This window comes from Streptomyces sp. BRA346 (assembly GCF_052851135.1).
Map to the genome: position 1 here is coordinate 526,012 of NZ_JAIWIH010000005.1, position 21,946 is coordinate 547,957.

Annotated in this window: 21 protein-coding genes; 8 read left to right on the top strand and 13 right to left on the bottom strand. The window is 71.2% G+C overall.

Going from position 1 to position 21,946, the window contains the following annotated elements; genetic code table 11:
- Window positions 1-69: 69 nt before the first annotated feature.
- Genes LCH29_RS09070 through LCH29_RS09080 form a run of 3 tightly spaced genes read right to left on the bottom strand, consistent with a single transcriptional unit; the run spans window position 70 to window position 4,272 of the window.
- Window positions 70-510, bottom strand: coding sequence for a nuclear transport factor 2 family protein (locus LCH29_RS09070; RefSeq protein WP_446461175.1), 441 nt, complete (start codon window positions 508-510; stop codon window positions 70-72).
- Window positions 507-1,445, bottom strand: a complete 939-nt coding sequence (locus LCH29_RS09075; RefSeq protein ID WP_446461176.1) for an NAD-dependent epimerase/dehydratase family protein — start codon at window positions 1,443-1,445, stop codon at window positions 507-509. Before LCH29_RS09075 ends, LCH29_RS09070 begins: the two co-directional genes overlap by 4 nt.
- A 16-nt stretch (window positions 1,446-1,461) precedes the next feature.
- On the bottom strand, window positions 1,462-4,272 hold the full coding sequence (locus tag LCH29_RS09080) for an AMP-binding protein (protein WP_446461296.1): 2,811 nt from the start codon (window positions 4,270-4,272) through the stop codon (window positions 1,462-1,464).
- A 428-nt stretch (window positions 4,273-4,700) separates the two neighbouring features.
- On the opposite strand from LCH29_RS09080, the gene LCH29_RS09085 reads away from it, so the two are divergent.
- Window positions 4,701-4,994 carry a hypothetical protein gene (locus LCH29_RS09085; RefSeq protein ID WP_154685911.1) on the top strand — a complete coding sequence of 98 codons (294 nt, stop codon included), beginning with the start codon at window positions 4,701-4,703 and terminating at the stop codon, window positions 4,992-4,994.
- Window positions 4,995-5,166: 172 nt separating this feature from the next.
- Here LCH29_RS09085 and LCH29_RS09090 read toward each other — a convergent pair whose 3' ends face one another.
- The 3 genes from LCH29_RS09090 to LCH29_RS09100 form a co-directional block, all read right to left on the bottom strand.
- Window positions 5,167-6,393 (bottom strand): RNA polymerase sigma factor, encoded by a 1,227-nt coding sequence (locus LCH29_RS09090; RefSeq protein WP_446461177.1) that lies wholly within the window; start codon window positions 6,391-6,393, stop codon window positions 5,167-5,169.
- Window positions 6,394-6,441: 48 nt separating this feature from the next.
- On the bottom strand, window positions 6,442-6,798 hold the full coding sequence (locus LCH29_RS09095; RefSeq protein WP_446461178.1) for a YciI family protein: 357 nt from the start codon (window positions 6,796-6,798) through the stop codon (window positions 6,442-6,444).
- Between the two features lie 268 nt (window positions 6,799-7,066).
- Window positions 7,067-8,164: a hypothetical protein gene (locus tag LCH29_RS09100; protein ID WP_446461179.1), complete on the bottom strand. Its 1,098-nt coding sequence runs from the start codon at window positions 8,162-8,164 to the stop codon at window positions 7,067-7,069.
- A 214-nt stretch (window positions 8,165-8,378) separates the two neighbouring features.
- Between LCH29_RS09100 and LCH29_RS09105 the strand changes: the two genes are divergently transcribed.
- The 6 genes from LCH29_RS09105 to LCH29_RS09130 all read left to right on the top strand — a co-directional run bounded on the left by LCH29_RS09105 (window position 8,379) and on the right by LCH29_RS09130 (window position 14,524).
- Window positions 8,379-9,479: a hypothetical protein gene (locus LCH29_RS09105; protein ID WP_446461180.1), complete on the top strand. Its 1,101-nt coding sequence runs from the start codon at window positions 8,379-8,381 to the stop codon at window positions 9,477-9,479.
- A 112-nt stretch (window positions 9,480-9,591) separates the two neighbouring features.
- A complete protein-coding gene (gene argC, locus LCH29_RS09110; protein WP_446461181.1) occupies window positions 9,592-10,620 on the top strand; it encodes an N-acetyl-gamma-glutamyl-phosphate reductase in 1,029 nt (342 codons plus the stop codon).
- The gene (gene argJ, locus LCH29_RS09115; protein WP_446461182.1) at window positions 10,617-11,774 is read left to right on the top strand and encodes a bifunctional glutamate N-acetyltransferase/amino-acid acetyltransferase ArgJ; all 1,158 of its coding nucleotides are present in this window, start codon (window positions 10,617-10,619) and stop codon (window positions 11,772-11,774) included. The genes argC and argJ overlap by 4 nt, the downstream gene beginning before the upstream one ends.
- Window positions 11,771-12,733, top strand: a complete 963-nt coding sequence (gene argB, locus LCH29_RS09120) for an acetylglutamate kinase (protein WP_446461183.1) — start codon at window positions 11,771-11,773, stop codon at window positions 12,731-12,733. The genes argJ and argB overlap by 4 nt, the downstream gene beginning before the upstream one ends.
- A complete protein-coding gene (locus LCH29_RS09125) occupies window positions 12,730-13,932 on the top strand; it encodes an acetylornithine transaminase (protein WP_446461184.1) in 1,203 nt (400 codons plus the stop codon). The genes argB and LCH29_RS09125 overlap by 4 nt, the downstream gene beginning before the upstream one ends.
- Window positions 13,933-13,951: 19 nt before the next feature.
- A complete protein-coding gene (locus LCH29_RS09130; RefSeq protein WP_009713772.1) occupies window positions 13,952-14,524 on the top strand; it encodes an arginine repressor in 573 nt (190 codons plus the stop codon).
- Between the two features lie 777 nt (window positions 14,525-15,301).
- Here the strand turns inward: LCH29_RS09130 and LCH29_RS09135 are convergent.
- Window positions 15,302-16,291 (bottom strand): bile acid:sodium symporter family protein, encoded by a 990-nt coding sequence (locus LCH29_RS09135; protein WP_446461185.1) that lies wholly within the window; start codon window positions 16,289-16,291, stop codon window positions 15,302-15,304.
- Window positions 16,292-16,376: 85 nt separating this feature from the next.
- Window positions 16,377-16,967, bottom strand: a complete 591-nt coding sequence (locus LCH29_RS09140) for a pyridoxamine 5'-phosphate oxidase family protein (protein WP_446461297.1) — start codon at window positions 16,965-16,967, stop codon at window positions 16,377-16,379.
- A gap of 51 nt (window positions 16,968-17,018) precedes the next feature.
- On the opposite strand from LCH29_RS09140, the gene LCH29_RS09145 reads away from it, so the two are divergent.
- A complete protein-coding gene (locus LCH29_RS09145; RefSeq protein WP_446461186.1) occupies window positions 17,019-17,405 on the top strand; it encodes a DUF488 domain-containing protein in 387 nt (128 codons plus the stop codon).
- A gap of 15 nt (window positions 17,406-17,420) precedes the next feature.
- Here LCH29_RS09145 and LCH29_RS09150 read toward each other — a convergent pair whose 3' ends face one another.
- The 5 genes from LCH29_RS09150 to LCH29_RS09170 form a co-directional block, all read right to left on the bottom strand.
- A complete protein-coding gene (locus LCH29_RS09150; RefSeq protein ID WP_446461187.1) occupies window positions 17,421-18,221 on the bottom strand; it encodes an FAD:protein FMN transferase in 801 nt (266 codons plus the stop codon).
- Window positions 18,218-18,664 (bottom strand): FMN-binding protein, encoded by a 447-nt coding sequence (locus LCH29_RS09155; RefSeq protein ID WP_123098079.1) that lies wholly within the window; start codon window positions 18,662-18,664, stop codon window positions 18,218-18,220. Before LCH29_RS09155 ends, LCH29_RS09150 begins: the two co-directional genes overlap by 4 nt.
- 14 nt (window positions 18,665-18,678) lie before the next feature.
- Entirely contained in the window at window positions 18,679-20,049 is a 1,371-nt protein-coding gene (locus LCH29_RS09160) for a ferredoxin reductase family protein (RefSeq protein ID WP_446461188.1), read from the bottom strand.
- 326 nt (window positions 20,050-20,375) lie between these two features.
- Entirely contained in the window at window positions 20,376-20,693 is a 318-nt protein-coding gene (locus tag LCH29_RS09165) for a hypothetical protein (RefSeq protein ID WP_446461189.1), read from the bottom strand.
- Between the two features lie 74 nt (window positions 20,694-20,767).
- The gene (locus LCH29_RS09170; protein ID WP_446461190.1) at window positions 20,768-21,862 is read right to left on the bottom strand and encodes a hypothetical protein; all 1,095 of its coding nucleotides are present in this window, start codon (window positions 21,860-21,862) and stop codon (window positions 20,768-20,770) included.
- Window positions 21,863-21,946: the final 84 nt, after the last annotated feature.

Here is a 21,946-nt window from a genome sequence, read left to right on the forward strand (position 1 = left end):
GACGGAGTCTCCTCGGTGTTGGTGAATCCCATGGGTCCGGCCAGGAGGCCCCGGGCGAACACCGTGGCGTCATGCACCGGCTTGGGGCTGCGGGCTGCGGACCGAGCCCGGGTCGATCAGCCGGAACATCTCCACGGTGTCGAAGTAGTCCTCGAAGTGCACGGCCAGGCCGTCCTTGCCGAGCGTCCAGGAGTGGACGAACCGCAGGGTCGCCTTCCTCCCGTCGCGGGAGGTGACCTCCCGTTCCCCGAGCACCATCACCCGGTCGCCGTCGACCAGGAACTCGTGCGGGGCGAGGGTCATCCCACCCAGTACGTGGGGCACTCGGGCGAGGAACTTCCGCATGCCATCGTGCCCGTGCTCGGGCCCGCCGAGGCCCACCTCGCGCATGCCGTCGGGGTGCACCCAGACGACTTCGGGGGCGAAGCACGCCAGGACGGCGTCGATGTCACGGCGGTGGAAGGCCTCGTACGCGGCCCGTATCCGCTTCTCCACGTGGGTGGCGCTCATACGCAAACCTTCTGCGCGTCCTTCAGCGGAATGTCGGGGAAGTGCGCCCGTAGCGTGCGGCGGATGCCGTCGTGCCACTCGACGGTGCAGTCGCCGATCAGGGAACGCCGCTTGGAGCTGTCGAAGGCGTATGTCTCACGGGTGACGGCGGTCTTCTCGAACTTCGCCTCGACACCTGTGATCGCGGACATGTACGCGGCGCAGTCGGTCATGCCGACCGGCTCGTCACCGCCCCAGTTGACGACTGTCGCGGGCGTGCTCGCGATGCCCCACAGGAGCGGGACCTGGTGCACGAGGTCGTCGGTGTGGATCAGCGATGCCCAGTTCTGGCCTTCGAGCGGGATCGGGAGGGGCTCGCCGGCCAGCATCTTCTTGAAGTACATGACGGGCACACCACCGTAGGAGGCGGGGCCGTACGAGATGTTGAGGCGCGCGATGGTGGTGGGCAGCCCGAGCGTGCGGGCGTACGCGCGGGCGGCGCCCTCCGCCGCGATCTTGCAGATGGGGTACGCCGGCAGCCAGTCGGCCACGCCGTCCAGCGGATCGGTCTCCTTGTACTGGTGGTCGAGTGTCTGGCGCTTGTAGAAGGCGCCGGTCGACACGTGCAGGAAGGCATCCGCCTTGCGGCAGTGGGTCATGAGCCTTCCGACGGCGACCGAGTTGACCTCGATGGCGGTGTCGAAGTCGCCGTCGTGGCCCCGGTGCACCGCGGAGTGCATGACGTGAGTGAAGTCGTCGGGCAGCGAGTCGAGGGTGTCCTCGCCCATGTCCCAGCGATACGTCGTGATGCCCTGGGTACGCAGTTCGTCCTCGACGCCGGGGGTGGCGAAGCGGCCGAGGCACCAGACCTCGTTGTCGGCGGCGAGGGCCTCGGCGACCGGGCGGGCCGCCTGGCCGGTGCCACCGGTGATCAGAATCTTCTTACCGCGTGTCACAGCTTTTCTCCTGCGATTACTCGCCGTTGAGGGACCGGTCGAGCTCGGTCCGGAGGATGGCCTGGAAGGTGGCGACGTGCTGGGGACCCATGAGCGTGTAGTGCTCACCGGGCACGTCGAGGTAGCGGTTCTCCTCGCGGGTGTGCTCGTCCCAGCGTCGGAGCTCGTTGTTGAGCCAGTCCTCCTTGGTTCCGCGCAGCGGGGTCGCGTAGAACACGCTCATCGAGCGCGCGGTGCCGCTCGGGTGGTAGGTGCGGCCGAGTCCGGTCAGGCCGTCGGCGAGGTCGGCCCAGGCCGTGAACCGGGGCAGATCGAGGTCCAGTTCGGCGAGCCGGTCCGGCGGGGCGATCTCGATCAAGTGCTTGAGCTGCTCGTCCTTGCTGAGCGGACGCAGCTGGGCGGGCAGCTCGAGAGCCTGTTGCTTCGAAATCAGCTCCAGGAACATCGCCAGGTTGACGGCGGTCTCGATGTAGTCGAGTTCGTCCATGCGGTACTTGATGTGGGGCGGGAGGTTGAAGCTGCCGAGGAAGTCGACCCGCTCGCCCTCGGCCTCCAGGATCTTGGCGATCTCGAATGCCACCGCCGAGCCGAAGGAGTAGCCGGCCAGTGCGTACGGGCCGTGCGGTTGCCTCTCGCGGATGGCGGCGGCGTACGTACGGGCCATTTCGTCGAAGGATTCGAAGGGCTTCTCGCCGGGGTTGAAGCCGCGCGCCCGCAACGCATAGAAGGGGCGCTCCTGTACGAAGTACTTGGCCAGGTTGACGAAGACGAGGACCTCGCCGACTCCCGGGTGGACGCAGAACAGCGGCGTCTTGTCGCCACTGGTCTGTAGAGGGACGATCGGGTCGTACCCGGCCGGACCTTCCTCCTCGCCCACCGTGAGCCGCTTGGCGAGCTCGCGGACGCTCGGCGCGGTGAGGATGGCGAGAACCGGCAGGTCCGTGGCACCGAGCCGGGTGCCCACCAGCCTCTTCATGCGCAGGATGTCCAACGAGGTGCCGCCCAGGTCGAAGAAGCCGGCCGTGGCGCTGATCGTCTCGGGCGCCATGTCGAACAGTTCGGCGTAGATCCCGGCCAGGGCCTGCTCGGTCTCGCCCGCGGGGGCGTCGTATCCGCCGAGGTGGCGGGTGACCAGTTCGTCGACGGCTGCCCGGTGCGCGGCGTAGTCGCCGGTCTCCAAGCGCTTTCGCATGAGTGAACGCTGGATCTTGCCGAGGCTGGTCTTGGGGAAGGCGTCCTTGGGCAGCGGCAGCAGCAGCGCCGGGCGGAAGCCCCAGGCCATGACGGTGCTGTTGCGTACCGCGATCAGCAGGCGGTGCAGACCGGCCTCGTCATCCGGGTCCAGGGTGGTCGCGAAGGCCACCACCAGCTGCTCGGTGTCGTTGCTCTCCGGGCGAGTCGGGAAGGCTGCGACGTACGATGTGCACACCCCGTCGAGGCCTTCCAGGAGCGCTTCCAGCTCATGGCTGAAGTAGTTCACGCCGTTGACGATGATGCTGTCCTTGCTGCGCCCGACGAGGGTGAGCCTGCCGTCGACGAGGCACCCGAGGTCGCCGGTGCGGAACCAGCCGTCGGTGGTGAACGCGTCCTTGGTGGCCTGCGCGTTGTTGAAGTAGCCCCCGGTAACCATCGGTCCGTTCAGCTGGACCTCGCCGATCTCGCCGTCGGCCAGCACCCGGTCCCCGCCGTCCTCGGTAATCCGGATGGTCAGGCCCGTCACCGAGCGACCCACCGCCGCGAACTCCGCGTCGAGGTCCTGGTCGGGGAAGTCGCGATTGTAGATGCTGCCGGCGCAGGTCTCCGTCATGCCGAACGCCGGCCACAGCGCGCCGCGGTCGAGTCCGTACGGAGCGAGGTTGTCCAGGAAGGTCACGCCGGTGGCCACCGGATTGGCCTCGCCACCGGAGACGATGTGCCGCAGTCCGGACAGATCCAGGGTCAGTTCGCCGGGCATCTCCGCCAGGGCCTGGTTGATCAGGCCGAGCAGGAAGTTGGGCGTGAAGGTCATCGTCACGCGGTGCGCGTCGATGAGCCGGAGGAAGCGCACCGGGTCGCCCAGGATGGTGTTCGGGGTGGTCTGCAGCTGGTTCGCACCGACCGACAGCGGCAGCAGATGCGCCTCCAGCAGGGCAGCGACGTGATCGTACGAGATCCAGTTGAGCGTGATGTCCGTCGAGGTGAGGCCCTGCATCTCGGCCTTGGCCGCCATGGAGGCCAGCAGGTTCGCGTGGGTGAGCATGACGGCCTTGGAGCTGCCCGTGGACCCCGAGGTGAGGACCAGCAGGGCGACGTCCGTGGGCCGGGCATGGGAGATCGTCACGTCCGCGGGGGCGATATCGCACGCATCGGGGGTGAGGTGGTCGAGGACCGCCACCTCCAGGCCCGGGACCTCCGGCATATCGTCACGCAGCCGGGCTGTGGTGACCAGCAGGGGACCGTCGAGCAGGGCGTTGACGTGCGCGAGCTGAGCGCTCCACCGCTCCGGATCATTGCGTAGGGGAACAAGGGGACAGGCGGTCATACCACCGAGCAGACATGCCCAGAAGGTGGACAGGAAGTCCTCCGGCCTCTCCAGCAGCAGAGCGATGGTGCGGCCTGCTTCCGTGCCACGGGCGCGCAGTCCCGCCAGTATCCGGAAGGCTTCGCCCAGCAGTTCGGGGTACCGCTGGAGCCGGCTCTCTGTCACGTCGTCCGCCCCGCAGTACCGCAGCCCGTTGTCCGGGTACTGTTCGGCGGCCTGGAGCAGCAGGTCAGCGAGGTGGTTGGCCTCCGGCCGGGATCGAGGAGCCGTCCGGAAGGTGGTGGGCACGAATCCCTGAATCGTCATCATCGTCCCTCTCCTGAATATACGGAAAGACCCGCGCCGGGCGAGGCGATCCCGGGCGGCGGGGCCGCCCCCGCGTCTCCAGCAGATGGCGAGGGAATTGCGGTGCCGCACCGAGATCAGACGTCGTCCCAGTTGCTCCGTCATTTCCCGTGAGTCATTCAGCGGTTAAATCAGTCCGATAACATAGGCTCTTTGACGGTGAGTCACCGTTATCAGGTCGGCAACCAGAGAGAAACCAGGTCGGGTTGGGAACGTGCTGAGGTTTTCCTTGCAACCCAAGGGCATCAGGCCGTCAGGCTGATTGCTGTGCTGCAAGGAAGGGATAATTCGTGAAGGTTTACCGCCACAAGAACCGAGTCGACCAGGATTCTGTCGCTGCATCAGGCGTGCCGGGACGCCGGCGGTGGGTGGGCTATGCCGGAACGTTGGTGGCTGCGGTGGCGGTCATGGGCGTCGGCGGTGCCGGTACGGCTTCGGCGGCAACGACGACGACCGCGCACGCGGGCGACGCGACGGCACCCGTGTCCAGCCTCACCAGTCCCGTGGGCGAGTCGGTGGACGCACTGTGGCACCACACCGAGATGTACCACCTGAGTGACCCGTCGTGGGAGGTGACCAGCATGCTCACCGACCCCACCGGGAACCTCAAGGTGCACGGCAAGATGCTGGACGACACCCTGTCTCCGATCGTCGAGGCAGGCACCGGGGCCCTCGGCGGCTAGGTTTTCACCGGCCACGGGCGGGAAACCGTGACGTCGGCGGGTCCCGGCAGTCGGGGCCCGCCGACGCGGAAACCTGATGTCGCATGCCATCACGTCAACGCTGACCAGAACAGAACGAGGCTGTACATGCGCAAGGACATGTTGCGAATGCGTTGAAGTTGAAGCCGCCGTCTCAGACCCGCTCGGCCCGCTCCCGCAGCAACCGGCGCTCCGGGGCGTTGCGGGTCAGGGAGGCGGCGCGCTCGTATTCGGCGCGGGCCTCCTCCCGCCGCCCCAGCCGCTCCAGCAGATCGCCGCGGACGCTCGGCAGCAGGTGGTACTCGCGCAGCGCGGGGTCCGCCACCAGGGCGTCGACCAGTTCGAGACCGGCGGCGGGGCCCTCCGCCATCGAGACGGCGACCGCCCGGTTCAGCTCGACCACCGGGGACGGGGTCAGCACGGCCAGCCGGTCGTAGAGGGCGGCGATGGTCCTCCAGTCCGTTTCCTCGTAGCGCACCGCCCGTGCGTGGCACGCGGCGATCGCGGCCTGGAGGGCGTACGGACCGTGGCCCGCGCGGTGCAGGGCCTCGACGCCGCGGCGGATCAGCAACCGGTTCCACTTGGCCCGGTTCTGGTCGGCGAGCAGCACCGGCGCGCCGTCCGGGCCGGTGCGGGCCGGGATGCGGGAGCCCTGGAACTCCAGGAGCGCGGCCAGCCCGTGGACCTCGGGCTCCTTGGGCATGAGCCCCGCCAGCACCCGCGCCAGGCGCAGCGCGTCCTCGCACAGGGCCGGGCGCACCAGATCGGCCCCGGCCGTCGCCGAGTAGCCCTCGTTGAAGATCAGGTAGATGACCTCCAGGACCGAGGAGAGCCGGGCGGCCCGATCCTCCCCGTACGGCACCTCGAAGGGCACCCGGGCCTTGGCCAGCGACCGCTTCGCGCGGACGATGCGCTGGGCGACGGCCGCCTCCGAGGCCAGGAACGCGCGGGCGATCTCCTCCGTCGTCAGCCCGCCCAGCAGCCGGAGAGTCAGGGCGATCCGGGCCTCCGGCGACAGCACCGGATGGCAGGCGGTGAAGATGAGCCGCAGCAGGTCGTCATCAATATCGTCGGGGTCCGCGGGAGGGGGCGGCGGCACGTCCTCCAGCGCCCGCCCGACCTCGGCCAGCTTGCTCGCGTACGTCTCCTTGCGGCGTACGAGGTCGATCGCGCGGTGCTTGGCGGTGGCCATGAGCCAGGCACCCGGCTTGTCCGGGACGCCCGACTCCGGCCACTGTTCCAGCGCGGCGATCAGGGCATCCTGCGCGAGTTCCTCCGCGATGCCGACGTCCCGCACGATGCGGGCGACACCTGCGATGATGCGCGCGGATTCGATCCTGAAGACCGCTTCGACCGTTTCGGTCGCGTTTGCTGCCGTCACGGCCACCCATCAGAGCAGCCGCCCGGTGGTGCGGCAAGCGGAACCGGATCAGCCCTCGTCGATCTCGCGGACCTCGGCGGTGATGGTCCAGTAGTCCTCGTGGGTCTCCAGGAACCGCTTCGTCCACTCCAGCGCCTCGGCCTTGTCCTTGGCCTGGATGAGCGAGTAGCCGCCGATGACCTCCTTGCTCTCGGTGAACGGACCGTCGGTGTAGCTGATCTTGCCGCCGGACCAGGTGACCCGGGTGCCCTCGGAGGTGGGCTTGAGCCCGGCCGTGTCGAGCATGACGCCCGCCTTGGTGATCTCCTCCAGCAGCGCGCCCATGCGCTCCATCAGCTCGGGGCTGGGGCCCTCGGCGGGGGCGTTCTTCTCGTCGATGCGGATCAGGGTCAGAAAGCGCGGCATGGTGACTCCTCGGTCGCCGGGGCGGGGCCGTTCCCCGCCGCTCACCCTTGCGTCGAACGGGAGACGCCGGGATCGACAGCTCCCCGGAAAATTCTTCGGGGAATTTTTCCCGGGGAGCACGGCGACCGGGACGACGGCTGCCGTCAGCCCAGTGCACGGCGCCCGCGTCCGCGGTGGGCCGCTGCTTCCGGACGTTGAGGCGACCGCCGCGACCGCCGACCCGGCCACCACGCCCCGCGCCGCCGTTTCCCCGCCAGGCGCCGGGCCGTCAGCGCAAGTCCGGATGGACGGTGCGGCCGGGGACCTCCAGGTTGGTGCAGCCACGGCGCTCGGCCTGGTCCGCCGCGAACGCGTTGAGGAGGTGCCGTGTCTCGCTCATCGGCAGCACAGGTCGGGAGGTGTCCTGGGCGTAGCTGTCGGCGAGGAAGTTGGCGGACTCCCCGGCACATCGGGCCTTGGCGCGGCCGAAGTTCTCGCCGAGCAACGCGTCGCGGGAACTGTGCCCCTTGGGGATCCGAACGTTGGCCGAGAGCAGCGTCTCGAACGGCTCATTCGCCCAATCGCCGTACCAGCCCGTGAGGCTCACGGCGGACTCGCCCGTCCCGGAGTCGACCAGGGAGCAGCTGGTGATGGGGGCCCGCTCGTCCGTGGGCGCGACCACCTGCCACTCCTCGCCGGACGGGCTCCTGGGCAGGGTGCCCCGGGTCAGCCAGCCGCACATGGTGCCCTCCGCCTGGCTCAGGGACAGCTTCCGGGTGGATTCGACACGGTCCGGCAGCGGCAGCGAGTCGGCCCCGCAGCCGATCTCGGCGTTGGCGCCGTTGGCGATGCGCACGGCCGTGCGCAGTGACTGGGGTGAGGGATCGTCCTCCACGCCATGGGCGTACACCGTGGTGACGAGGCGCGGCTTTCGGCCCGTGGCGTCGCGGCCGAGCTTCGGGCAGTCCTGAATGATCACGGGGCCGAACTTGCCGTAGAAACCGGGGACGGCCCTGGGGAAGGCATAGTGGGGATCGCTCGGGATGGTGAACTCCATGGCCAACGGACCCGGCCGCCCGCCCGTGTCGGTCTGCGCCTCGACCTTGAGGACGAAATGCCGGCCATCGTTCTCGTTCACCCCGCATCTGAGCGGACCGTGCCCGGAGCCGAAGGTGTCCTCGGCGGCCTGGAGCCGTTCGTCCGGCAGCAGTTCGGCGAGGTCGTCGCCCGACAGATGGCCCCCGCACAGCGTCGCGGCGTACCACCAGGGCTGCCACACCGGCTTGGCCAACCAGCCGGCGCCCGCGACGACGGCGAGCACCACCGCCACGATCCCGATTACCCGCCTGCTGGGCAGCCACCGCCACTTACCTACCCCCGTTGCCATGATCTGTGGTCCCTCCTCACCTCAGGGCCTCTCCCTCGAGGGGAGGAGCCTACGTGGGTGCGCTGTGATCGAGCGCTTTCAGCCGGCCAGTTGAGAACGGGTGGCGCCCTCGCACCGTCCGCACAGCCGGGCCGCGCTGTCAGTGCTCCGTGTCATGATGCGGACGCGTCCCAGGGGAGTGGGTCGCTGTCTGCTGATTGCCAGGGGGTTGGGGATGGGTGCGGGTACGGAGTCGGACGGGTCGTCCAGATCCGACGAGGAGTGGGAGCGGTTTCTGCGCGAGTCGGTGGCGGGTGCCGCCGACGCGCCCAAGGAGCCGTCGGCGCGGGCCCGCGGCGTGGCGAAGCGGCTGCGCGCGGAGCCCGGCCGCGAGCCGGAGGGCTGGCGCAGCTACACGCCCGCGCGGCCCAAGCGGCGCACGGGCTGGTACGTGGTCGGAATGCTGGCCTCGCTGGTGCTGCTGGTGGTGGCGCTCGCGCCGGGGTGGATCGTGGACCTGTTGGCCGGTGACGACCCTGACGCCCCGCCGCTCGCGGCCGAGACCGCCCGCCCGACCCAGGCACCCCCGGCGGAGGCGGCCCAGCGCCCCACCACGGACGAGCCGTTCCGCGGTTCGCCCGCGGCGGGCTGGGCGAGCGGAGCGGCGGGGATCACCGTGCCGAAGGCCGGGGCGGTCGGCTGGATGAGCGCGGCCGAGGTCGAGCGGGCCCTCGCCCGCAGCCGGGACTTCCTCGTCGCGTCCGGCCTGGACCGTGGGGTGCTGCGGGGCGAGCGCCCCGAGAAGGCGATCGCACTGATCAACCCGCACCAGAAGGACGTCCAGGGCCTTCTGAAGACCGCTTTCCGCGCCCCGAGCGAGAAGAACGACCCCCTCCTCCTCTTCAGCCGCTTCCAGCCCTCCCGCACCCACCTGGTCGGCGACGTCGTGAAGACCCGGGGCCGGCTCACCTACCGGGAGGGCGAGCGCGGCGCGCTCCAGGTGACCGCCGACGTCACCTTCGTCTACCCGGTCACCCGCGCGGACGCGGGCGGCGACGACGAGATCGTGCGCACGATCGTCCGGCGCGAGCTGGTCCTGAGCTGGGACGACCCTGCCAAGGTGATCACCGAGCCGGGCACGTTCTCGATCGTCTCGTACACGTACGACATGACCAACGGCGGCTGCGGCGCCCCCACGGGCTACTTCACCCCGCCCTTCGGCGCGGACCGCCGGGCGGACGAAGCCGGTACGGAGGTCGACCCGTACGACCGCAGTGCGCCGGTCGGGCGGGACGAGTCCTCCGGGGGCGAGTGCAGGAGGGCGACGCGGTCCTGACCAGGGGCAACCAGAGCGCTCAGTCATAACGGGGCTCGGGGCTGTCCGTGAATTTCTTTGCATAAAGCTGCCGTCGATCGTATAGTCATGCCATCCGTGAGGGAGGATGGCAATGGCGATACGCGCAGCGGTGGCGGGAGCGAGCGGATACGCGGGCGGTGAGGTGCTGCGGCTGCTGCTCGCGCACCCCGAGGTCGAGATCGGCGCGCTGACCGGCAACAGCAATGCGGGCCAGCCGCTCGCGGCCCTCCAGCCGCACCTCCTCCCGCTGGCCGACCGGGTGCTGGAGCCGACCGGGGCCGAGGCGCTGGCCGGGCATGACGTGGTCTTCCTCGCGCTGCCGCACGGGCAGTCCGCCGCCGTCGCCGAGCAGCTCGGCGACCAGGTGCTGGTGATCGACTGCGGTGCGGACTTCCGGCTGGAGGACGCGGCCGACTGGGAGAAGTTCTACGGTTCGCCGCACGCCGGTACCTGGCCGTACGGCCTCCCCGAGCTGCCCGGGGCCCGTACCGCACTCAAGGGCTCCCGGCGCGTCGCGGTGCCCGGCTGCTACCCCACCGCCGTCTCACTCGCGCTGTTCCCGGCGTACGCGGCCGGGCTGGTCGGGCCCGAGGCCGTGATCGTCGCCGCCACCGGAACCTCGGGCGCGGGCAAGTCGCCCAAGCCGCATCTGCTGGGCAGCGAGGTCATGGGCTCCATGAGCCCGTACGGCGTGGGCGGCGGCCACCGGCACACCCCGGAGATGATCCAGAACCTGTCGGCCGCCGCGGGCGAGCGGGTCTCGGTCTCCTTCACCCCGACCCTCGCCCCCATGTCCCGCGGCATCCTGGCCACGTGCAGCGCCCCGGCGAAGCCCGGCGTGACGGCGGGGGCGCTGCGGGCCGCGTACGAGAAGGCGCTGGGCGACGAACCGTTTGTCCACCTGCTGCCGGAGGGCCAGTGGCCCTCCACCGCCGCCGTGTACGGATCCAACACCGCGCTGCTCCAGGTCGCCCTCGACGAGGCGGCCGGCCGGGTCATCGTGATCAGCGCGATCGACAACCTCACCAAGGGCACCGCGGGCGGCGCGGTCCAGAGCATGAACATCGCCCTCGGTCTCCCCGAGGAGCTGGGACTTTCCACGATCGGAGTCGCTCCATGAGTGTGACGGCAGCCAAGGGCTTCACCGCCTCCGGCGTCGCGGCAGGGATCAAGGAGAACGGGAACCCCGATCTCGCACTGGTCGTCAACAACGGACCACGGCTGGCCGCCGCGGGCGTCTTCACCTCCAACCGCGTCAAGGCCGCCCCGGTGCTCTGGTCCGAGCAGGTGCTGAAGGGCGGCCAGGTCTCCGCCGTCGTCCTCAACTCCGGCGGCGCCAACGCCTGCACCGGCCCCCTCGGATTCCAGGACACCCACGCGACCGCCGAGAAGACCGCCGAGGTCCTCGGGCACAGCGCGGGCGAGGTCGCCATCGCCTCCACCGGGCTCATCGGCCTCCGGCTGCCCATGGCCCCCCTGCTGTCCGGCCTGGAGACGGCCGCGGCCGCCCTCAGCGAGCACGGCGGCGAGAAGGCCGCCATCGCCATCAAGACCACCGACACCGTGCACAAGACGGCCGTCGCCCAGGGCCCCGATGGGGCGTGGACCGTCGGCGGCATGGCCAAGGGCGCGGGCATGCTGGCCCCCGGCCTCGCCACCATGCTCATCGTCCTCACCACCGACGCCGACGTCGAGGCCCCCGCGCTGGACGCCGCGCTGCGCGACGCCACCCGCACCACCTTCGACCGCATCGACTCCGACGGCTGCATGTCGACCAACGACACCGTGCTGCTGCTGGCCTCCGGCGCCTCCGGCGTCACCCCCGCCGCGGACGACTTCGCCGAGGCGGTCCGCACCGTCTGCGCCGACCTCGCGCGGCAGCTGATCGGGGACGCCGAGGGCGCCTCCAAGGACATCCGCATCGAGGTCGTTGGCGCGGCCACCGAGGACGACGCCGTGGAGGTGGGCCGCTCGATCGCCCGTAACAACCTCCTCAAGTGCGCCATCCACGGTGAGGACCCCAACTGGGGCCGGGTGCTGTCCGCGATCGGCACCACCTCCGCCGTCTTCGAGCCCGACCAGCTCAACGTGGCCATCAACGACGTATGGGTCTGCAAGAACGGTTCGGTCGGCGAGGACCGCGCGCTGGTCGACATGCGCTACCGCGAGGTGCGCATCACCGCCGACCTGGCCGCGGGCAGCGAATCCGCCGTCATCTGGGCCAACGACCTGACCGCCGACTACGTCCACGAGAACAGCGCCTACTCCTCATGAGCGAGCCGAATGCGTCCCCGAAGGCGGACCAGTCCCCGAAGGCCGACCAGCCGACCGCCCGCAAGCACACCGCCCAGCCCAAGGCCCGCATCCTCATCGAGGCGCTGCCCTGGCTGACCCGGCACCACGGCAAGACCGTCGTCATCAAGTTCGGCGGCAACGCCATGGTGGACGAGGAGCTGAAGGCCGCCTTCGCCCAGGACGTCGTCTTCCTGCGCCACGCCGGGCTGCGCCCGGTCGTCGTCCACGGCGGCGGCCCGCAGATCAGCGCGCAGCTCGACCGGCACGGCCTGGTGAGCGAGTTCAAGGCGGGCCTGCGGGTCACCACCGACGACGCGATGGACGTCGTACGGATGGTGCTGGCCGGTCAGGTGCAGCGCGAGCTGGTCGGGCTGCTCAACCAGCACGGCCCGCTCGCCGTCGGCATGACCGGCGAGGACGCCCATCTGATGTCCGCGACCAAGCACTTCGCCGACGTCGACGGCGAACAGGTGGACATCGGCCGGGTCGGCCGGATCACCGACATCGACACCGGCGCCATCAAGGCGCTGCTGGACGACGGCCGCATCCCGGTCGTCTCCTCCATCGCGCGCAGCTCCGACGACGGCCACGTCTACAACGTCAACGCCGACACGGCGGCGGCCGCGCTCGCCGCCGCCCTGAACGCCGAGACGCTGATGGTCCTCACCGACGTCGAGGGGCTGTACGCGGACTGGCCCCACAGCGACGAGGTGATCAGCCAGCTCGGCGCGAGCGAGCTGGAGAAGCTGCTGCCGGAGCTGGCCAGCGGCATGGTGCCCAAGATGCAGGGCTGTCTGCACGCCGTACGCAACGGCGTCACCACCGCGCGCGTCATCGACGGGCGGGTGCAGCACTCGATCCTGCTGGAGATCTTCACCGACGAGGGAATCGGCACGATGGTCGTGCCGGACGCGGAGCACGAGGGGGCGGACCAGTGAGCAACGCGGAGCTGACGCAGCGCTGGCAGGGCGCGATGATGGACAACTACGGCACCCCGCGCGTGCCGCTCACCCACGGCGAGGGCGCCACGGTGTGGGACGCGGACGGCAAGGAATACCTCGACTTCGTCAGCGGTATCGCCGTCAACTCCCTCGGCCACGCCCACCCCGCCGTCGTACGGGCCGTATCCGACCAGGTCGCCACGCTCGGCCACGTCTCGAACCTCTTCGTCGCCGAGCCCCCGGTGGCGCTCGCCGAGCGGCTGCTCCAGCTCTTCGGCCGCGCCGGGCGGGTCTACTTCTCCAACTCCGGCGCGGAGGCGGTCGAGGCCGCCTTCAAGATCGGGCGGCGGACCGGCCGTACCCACATGGTCGCCACCACCGGCGGCTTCCACGGCCGCACCATGGGCTCCCTGGCCCTGACCGGCCAGCCCGCCAAGCAGGAACCTTTCGTTCCGCTGCCGGGCGACGTCACCCATGTGCCGTACGGCGACGCCGAAGCGCTGCGCGCGGCCGTCACCACCGACACCGCCCTGGTCATCGTGGAGCCCATCCAGGGTGAGAACGGCGTCGTCGTCCCCCCGGCGGGCTATCTGGCCGCCGCCCGCGAGATCACCCGGGCCACCGGCACGCTGCTCGTGGTCGACGAGGTACAGACCGGAATCGGCCGTACCGGACACTGGTTCGAGCACCAGGCACAGGGCGTCGAGCCCGACGTCGTCACCCTCGCCAAGGGCCTCGGCGGCGGCCTCCCCATCGGCGCCACCGTCGCCTTCGGCGCCGCCGCCGACCTGCTGACCCCAGGTCAGCACGGGTCCACCTTCGGCGGAAACCCCGTCTCCTGCGCCGCCGCCGTCGCCGTCCTCGACACCATCGAGGCCGACGGAATCCTCGACCGCGTCAAGCGGGCGGGGGAGCGGCTGCGTGACGGAATCGAATCGCTCGACCACGCTCTGATCGGCCACGTCCGTGGCGCGGGCCTGCTGCTCGGTATCGTGCTCACAGAGTCCCTCGCGCCGCAGGTGCAGCAGGCGGCTCAGGACGCGGGACTCCTGGTGAACGCGACCGGGCCGGACGTGGTCCGGCTCGCGCCGCCGCTCGTCGTCGGCGACGACGAGGTGGACACCCTGCTCCGGGAGCTGCCCGGCGTCCTGACGGCCGTCCTGAACGCCGCGCACGGGGGCCATGGGGAACGATGATCCGGAGACTGACGAGACGATGACCGAGGCGCAGCACACCGACGCGGCGAACGACACCGCCCACGACGCCGACGGGAACCACAACGGGCCGTCCGTGCCGCAGACCCGCACCGCCCGCCACCGCCGGATCGTGGACATCCTGAACCGGCAGCCGGTCCGCTCCCAGAGCCAGCTCGCGAAGCTCCTCGCCGACGACGGGCTCTCCGTCACCCAGGCGACGCTCTCCCGCGACCTGGACGAACTGGGCGCGGTCAAGATCCGCAACACGGGTGGTGAGCTGATCTACGCGGTGCCGAGCGAGGGCGGGGACCGCACCCCCCGCGCCCCGCTCGGCGAGTCGGCCAGCGAGGCGCGGATGGCGCGCCTCGCGGCCGAACTCCTCATCTCGGCCGAGGCCTCCGCCAACCTCGTCGTCCTCCGCACCCCGCCCGGTGCCGCCCAGTTCCTGGCCTCGGCCATCGACTCGGCCGAGCTGCACGTGATCCTCGGCTCGATCGCGGGCGACGACACGGTGCTCCTCATCAGCCGCGACCCAGCAGGCGGCCAGGCCCTGGCCGACCACCTCCTCCGCCTGGCCCAAAAGGCCCGCTGACCCGGGCGGGGCCCACGTTTTCGTTGCCGGGTGCGCGCTGGGGCGCCGCCCCTCGGGGTTTCGTCGCCGGGCGCGGCCCGGTGGCCGGGGCCCTGCCCCCTGGGGTGTCGTCTCCGGGTGCGGCCCGGTGGCCGGGGCGCTGCCCTCTGGGGTTTCGTCGCCGGGTGCGGGCTGGGGCGTTGCCCCTTGGGGTTTCGTCGCCGGGCGCGGGCCGGTGGCCGGGTTGTGCCCACCCGTTCCTCCCCCAGCTACCGCTGGGAGGTGCCACCTCCGCGGAACGATTGCCCACAACTGGGTTCCACATCCAGCCCGTCCGGCGATTGAAGACCGCGGCGCAGGGGTCGGAGCTGCCGCCACGGGCCTGGGCCCGGACCGTGCCCGACTACCCAGCCCCTCCGGCGTTCGGGGACTACCCAGCCCTTCGGGCCTGTGAGGGGCGTGGGCCGGGGGCGGAGATGCCCCGTTACCCAGCCTCTCCGGCGTTTGAGGAGCGGGGTCCAGGGGCGGAGCCCCGGCGGGGGTCCGGGGGCGGAGCCCCCGCAACCGGGGCCGGGGCGGACCGTGCCCCACTACCCAGCCCCTCCGACGTTGGGGGACAACACCCAGCCCCTCCGGCGTTTGAGGAGCGGGGGTGCAGGGGGCGGAGCCCCCGCAACGGGGCTGGGGCGGAGCCCCGCCGTCCCGCCCTCCGGCGTTCGGGGACAACCCAGCCCCTCCGGCGATTGAGGAGCGGGGGCCGGGGCGGGGCCCCGGTTTCGGGGAGGGGCGGGGTGGGGGCTAACCCGCCTCCGCCCGGCGCGCCCGGTGGGCCATCCACGCCGCCACCACCGACCCCGACACGTTGTGCCACACGGAGAAGACGGCCGCCGGAAGGGCGGCGAGAGGGCTGAAGTGCGCCGTGGCGAGCGACGCCGCCAGCCCAGAGTTCTGCATGCCGACCTCGAAGGCCATCGCCCGGCTCGCAGGCGGCCCCAACCGGGCCACCTTCCCCGCCGCGTATCCCAAGGCCAGCCCCAGCCCGTTGTGCAGCACGACGGCCAGCAGCACCACCCCCGCCGCCGACCGAATCGCGTCCGCGCTGCCCGCGACGACCACCGCCACGATGAACCCGATGGTCACGGCCGACAGCCACGGCAGCACCCCCAGCACTCGCCCGATGTAACGCCCCGCCACCAGCCGTACGACCAGTCCGCCCACCACCGGCAGCAGCACCGTCTTCAGGATGTCGGTGACCATCGACTCCGCGTCCACGGGCAGGAATTCCCCGGCCAGCAGCAGCGTCAGCGGCGGGGTGACCAGCGGCGCGAGCACCGTGGAGACGGTGGCGACCGAGACGGACAGGGCGACATCACCCCGCGCCAGATACGTCACCACGTTCGACGCCGTCCCGCTCGGCGCGCAGCCGACCAGGATGACACCGGCGGCCAACTGCGGGGACAGCCCGAGCCCCTGGGCGATGAGCCACCCCAGCCCGGGCATGATCACGTAGTGCGCGACCAGCCCGAGCGCCACGGCCCAGGGCCGCTTCAGCACACCGGTGAAGTCCTGCGGGGTCATGGTGAGCCCCATGCAGAACATGATCACGCCCAGCAGGTACGGCACCTGCGGCGCCCAGCCGGTGAAGGCGCCGGGGGTGCTCAGGCCCGCCACTCCGGCGGCGAGGACGAGGAGGGGGAAGACGGTGACGGCCCGCCGGGCCGCCCGGTCGGCGGGCCCGGGGCCGGACTCTGCGGAGTCCGTCGCGGGACTCTTGGATTCGGATCGCACCGCGTGATCGAACGCCGCGCGAGCCCCGTAACGCAAGACCGTCTCGTTATGTGGTCGCTACAAGGAAGCCGTCACGAGGAAGCCGTCACAACGACAGCGGCGGCAACGGAAGCGGCAACCCCGGCAGCCCGTCCAGACTGCTGGCGACATGGTCCTTCCGCTCGCAGTAGGCGGTCAGCTTCGTCTCGTCGTCCTCGCGCCGAAACCGCTGGGCATGCAGCGTGCGGTCCTCGCGGTAGTCCATGAAGGGCACCGCGTACCCGCACGTGTCCCGGATCAGCTCAGCGGTCACCACGATCACGGCCCGCAGCCCGTGCGTGTGCACATCGACAGACGGAAAGTGCTTGACCAGCTCGGCGAAGCGCGGGTCGTCGCGGAACACGGGCTCACCCCGCCCATGCACCCGCACGATGTTCGGCGGCCCGTCAAAGGCGCACCACATCAGCGTGATGCGGCCGTTTTCCCGCAGATGGGCGATGGTCTCCGCGTTGCTCCCGGAGAAGTCCAGGTAGGCCACGGTCAGTTCGTCGAGCACGGCGAACGACCCCGACACCCCTTTGGGGGAGAGATTCACGGTGCCGTCCCCGGCCAGCGGAGCAGTAGCCGTGAAGAAGATCTTCTGCTGTTCGATGAATGTGCGAAGTCTGCCGTCGATACGTTCGTACTCTTTGCCCATGTGGCGCATTATCCGCCCAGGTCGAGGCCACAGGGATGGTTCGATGGAGACATGGCAGACAAAAACGGTCGGCGGGACCGCCCCGGGATCCGGGTCCGCCGCGTATACGACACCCCGGAGCCGGACGACGGCACCCGCGTCCTGGTGGACCGGATCTGGCCGCGTGGCCTCGCGAAGGCCGACGCCCATCTGGACGAATGGGCCAAGGCCGCAGCTCCCTCCACCGAGCTACGACGCTGGTACGGGCACGAGCCGGAGCGGTACGCGGAATTCGCCCGGCGGTACCGCGCGGAGCTGGCCGAACCGGAGCGCCGCGAGGCCGTGGACCATCTGCGCGAGCTGGCCGGGCAGGGCACGCTCACGCTGCTCACGTCCGTGAAGGACCTGAGCCACGGCCACGCGGGTCTCCTGGCCGACGCCGTACGCGGCCACCGCTGAGCACACACCGTCTGGTCACGACACGCACAGCTCAGCCGAGAAACGCGTGAAACCGCTCGTCTGCCACGTCGTCCCCTCCGCCGTCACCACGAACGCCTCCGCGCCCGGCTGGCGCTGAAGCCACGGGCGGGCGCGCTCGGCGCCCATCGCGCAGGCCGCCGTCGCCCAGGCGTCCGCCTCCGTCAGGCTGGTGCCGACCACCGTCACGGAGACGAGGCCGTCCGCCGGGGGGCGGCCGGTGTGCGGGTCCAGGATGTGGCAGCCGCGCTCGGCCGGGCCGGAGGTGGCCACGGCCAGCTCGCCGTGCGCCTCGACCACCGCGAGCAGCTCACCGCGCCGCATCGGATCGGCGATGCCGACCCGCCACGGGCCGCCGTGCACCTGCACGTCGCCGCCGCCGTTGACGCACACCGAACCGGCGCCCGCCGAGGCCAGCATCCGGGCGGCGCGTTCGACGGCCCACCCCTTGACCAGGCCGGTCGGATCGGGCCGCCCCCCGGCGTAGTGCGGGCTGAACCAGCCGTCGCTGCGGTACGTGAACTCCTCGCACAGCTCCAGCACGTCCCGTACCTCCGGCTCGCACTGCGACAGCGTCAGCTCCTCGCGCCCGAGACGGCTGATCTGGCTGTCCCGGCGGTACGTGGAGAACAGCTCGTCCACCCGGTGCAGCCCCACCACGGCCCCGTCCAGCGCCGCCAGCACCCGGGGCCGGTCGGCGTCGTGGACCTCGCGCAGGTCGAAGGAGAAGACGGTGCCCATGACGTGCTCGACATGGCGCAGCGGCTCGGGCTCGCCGTACTCGTCGTAGGACGTCATTTGGTACCCGCCTTGTCGAGAGCGCTCTGGAGGGACTTGGCGTAGCCCTCGCTGGTGTACGTCGCACCGGACACGGTGTCGACCTTCGCGGCGGAGACCGCCTGCTGGTTGAGCTGGGGGATGGAGTCCTTGGCGATCTGTTCGCTGCGCGGCCCGGAGTTCGGCGTCTTGACGGCCTGCGCGGCGGTGATCTTCCCGCCGCTCATGGTGACGCTGACCTGCACCGGCCCGTACTGCGTGTCGACGACGTCACCGGTCAGGGTCTGCCCCCCGGCGGCCCCCGAGGGCGCCGTGGCCGCGACGGGCGGCGGCGCCTGCCCGGCGGGCGGCCCGGCGACGTTCTGGCCGCCGGCGGGCTGCTTCAGCGCGAGCAGCGCCACGACACCGGCGACGGTGGCGGCGGTGCCCAGCAGGATACGGCGCAGCGGATGCTTCCTCTTCATGGCTCCACCTCAGGTCACAGCTCGAAGGATTCATGATGGATACGGCGGTCCGGGACCCCGGCGTCGTGCAGCGCCTCGTACGCGTGCTCGGTCAGGCCCGGGGGCCCGCACAGATAGACGTCGTGCTCGTCGATGTCCGGCAGCAGCGCCCGCAGCCGTTCGGCGCTGATCTCCGGCCGGGCCCCGTCGGGGCCGTTGACGGCGTAGAGCAGCCGGGCGTCCCGCTCGGCCGCGATCTGCTTCAGCTCGCCCCACAGCGCCAGGTCCTCGACGGTCCGGGCGCGGTAGAGCAGGGTCAGGTCGCCGCCCTTGCCGGGCAGCGTCTCGAACAGGGCCCGGATCGGGGTGATGCCCGCCCCACCGGCGATCATCAGTACCTTGCCCTGGCTGCGGCGGGACGCGGTCATCGCCCCGTACGGCCCCTCGGCCCACACCCGGGTCCCCGGCTTCAGCTCGGCGAGCCGGGTGCTGTGCCCGCCCACCGCCTTCACGGTGATGCGCAGCAGATTGGGCCGGGGAGGGGCGGACAGCGAGTACGGGTGGGAACCCCACCGCAGCTGCGGGGCCAGGAACCGCCACCGGAAGAACTGGCCCGCCTCCGCGCCGATCCGGTGCAGCTTGCGCCCCTTGATCAGCACCGAGACGATCCCGGGCGCCTCCTGGACGACGGCCTCGACCTTCATCCGGTGCCGCAGGTTCAGCCGCAGCGGCACCAGCAGCCGGTACCAGATCGCCAGCGCGCTGACCGCGCCGTACAGCACGTACCACGCGGTCTGGGCCGTCATGTCGCCCACGAACTCGGCGCCGTTGCTGAGCTGGTGCCAGAAGGTCAGGAAGACGGCCGCGTAGGTGAGCAGATGCAGGTAGTACCAGACCTCGTACGGAAGCCTGCGGCGCACCATCCCGGCCGAGATCAGCCCGATCACCACGAGCGTCACCGTGCCGATCGTCGCCTCGAGCATGTCGGGGAAGGTGAGCACCATGGTCTCGGTCTGCTCGACGAACGAGACGCCGCCCTGGGTCGCGTACCCCGCGATGATCAGGCCGACATGAGCGAGGATCAGGCACAGCGCGTACCGCCCGCTCATCGCGTGCCACCGCGCCACCCGGTCCGACCCCACCCGCCGCTCCAGCGCGGGCACCCGCGCCATCTGGAGCACCACCAGCGCCAGGACGTACCCGGCGAGCAGCCCGCTGAGCCGCCCGGCGCCGTTCAGCCAGGCGGCGTTGCCGGTGACGTTCGGGGTGTTGAACCACCACAGGGACAGCACCGCCGCCGCCCCTGCCCAGCTCAGCAGCACCAGCGGCACGGCGGGGGAGCGCCGTGGCCGAATCTGGCGCAAGGCCAGCCGTCGACCGGCCCGGCTGTTCAATAGCGTCGTCACGGCCCGTCCCCTTCCTATGGGCTCCGGTGCACAGGGGTACGGGCGGGAACGGGCGATGACTCAAAGGCCGACGGAATTCACAAGTTTGCGGTGCGAAGACGTCCGCTGACGCAGGTGTGGCGCGATGTGCGGCCGGACGATGGCCTCGGCGCTGCGGGTCTGCTCCCGATCGATAGCCCATGGGCTCTCAATGCGGGTCGAGTTCGCATCAGCCGAGCCTGGATGGTGGCGCTGGCGAGTCTGGGCGGGCTCGGCGTCGCCGCCGCGCCGCAAGCCGCAGCTGCCGGGTCGCGGCTCGTCGAGCACGGCCGCGTATACGGGCCGGGTCAGCCGCCGGCCTCTCCCCGGCGATAACGGCTGAGGTAGCGACGCGCCTCGCGTCGGCCCGCGTACCGTTCCCCGCGGTTGCGGGCCTTGTCGTACCGCTGCACCTCCCGGACGCAGCCGCGCCTGCCGCACCCCGAACAGCAGGTGCGGGCGAACAGCAGCGCGGCGGGGTCCTCCCACCGGCAGCGGGTGTCCGTCTCCTCTCGCGTAGGGCGCGGCGGCAGATCGCAGGCGTCGTAACGGTGATCGTGGACCGGCCGTGGGTTGTGCTCGGCGTGGCGCACCCACAGCGGCTTGGTCCTGTCCGTACGGGACATCTCGTTCCTTACCGGAACCCGCCGCCCGTGCTCCCGGACCTTCCGGGCGGGCGGCTAGATCCGGATTCGCCTCTTCACAACGCGCCCTCCTTCCCCTGCGTCCGCGACGACTCGCCCCAGTCGGGATACGTGTCGGCGCGGCATGAGCGACAGGCGTCCCCGTGAGCTGGGTCGTAGAAGGCGCCACAGGCGCAGCGGGGCCAGCCCAGGCAGGTGGGGCACTGGGTGTAGGGGTCGGTGACGGGGCGGCCGCAGGTGCCGCCCCGGCCTTCGCATTCGCGGTGCGGCGGGCGGTAGGTGACCGCTTGCGCCGGGGTGCGGTTGGTGGCCGTGGGCGCCGCCTGTGTCCGATCGTCGTCGGGCCGGTCGTCATCGTCGGAGTGGCGGGGGTCGGGGCCGTGGCCGGGCAGGAGCCAGCCGCCGCGGCAGACGCCGCACGGCTGGTCGTCGTCGGTCGGCCGGTCGGCCGGGGCGGGGTGCCAGCCGTCTTCGCACCGCCCCGCACACGGGGTGGCCGCCAGCAGCCACATCGCGACGTCGTCGGGCCGGTACCCGTCCTCTCCTGCGTCGGCTTCGCGTTCGAGGGGCCGGTTGGCCCAAGTGGTCCACCAGCGGCGCTCGATCCGCGCGATCAGCCGGGCGGCGGGCCGGCGGAGCAGTTCGTCACGGACGGTCTGCACAACGGCCGGGGGCACGCCGCCTCCGCAGGCGCGCAGCAGCTTGCCCGGCAGCGCGGAGAGTACGGCGCGGACGGGATCGGTGGTGGTGGCCGTGTTCTGGCAGGCGGCGCATTGGTCCCAGGAGCGGGGGTAGTAGGTGCGTGCCCAGCGGCGGTGCTTGTCCTTGCGCTTGTCGGGCGCGACGCGGGTGGTGGTCCCGGCGGAAGCGGGGCGCTCGGGCAGCGGGGCGGAGCAGGTGCGGCAGCGGCCCTGGCAGCCGCGGCACGGCCTGCCGTCCTGGTCGGTGACGGCCTGGCACACCGGGCACTCGCGGCGGCAGACCTGGCACAGGTGGTCCTCCGGATGCGGCTGCGGCAGCCAGCGGTGCTCACCCTGGCAACGCACGCACCTGCGGGTGTCGATGTCCTCGAGGTGGGTGGGGAGGACCGGTCGGCCAGGGCACTGGTCGCACTGGACGACGGGGCGGTCGGTGTTGCGGTGCAGGATCATGCGGCGCTCCCGGCGTGGTGGGCGGAGGCGAGTTCCCAGCGTAGCGGGTGGTGACGGAGCGCCAGATAAACGGCCCGGTCCTTC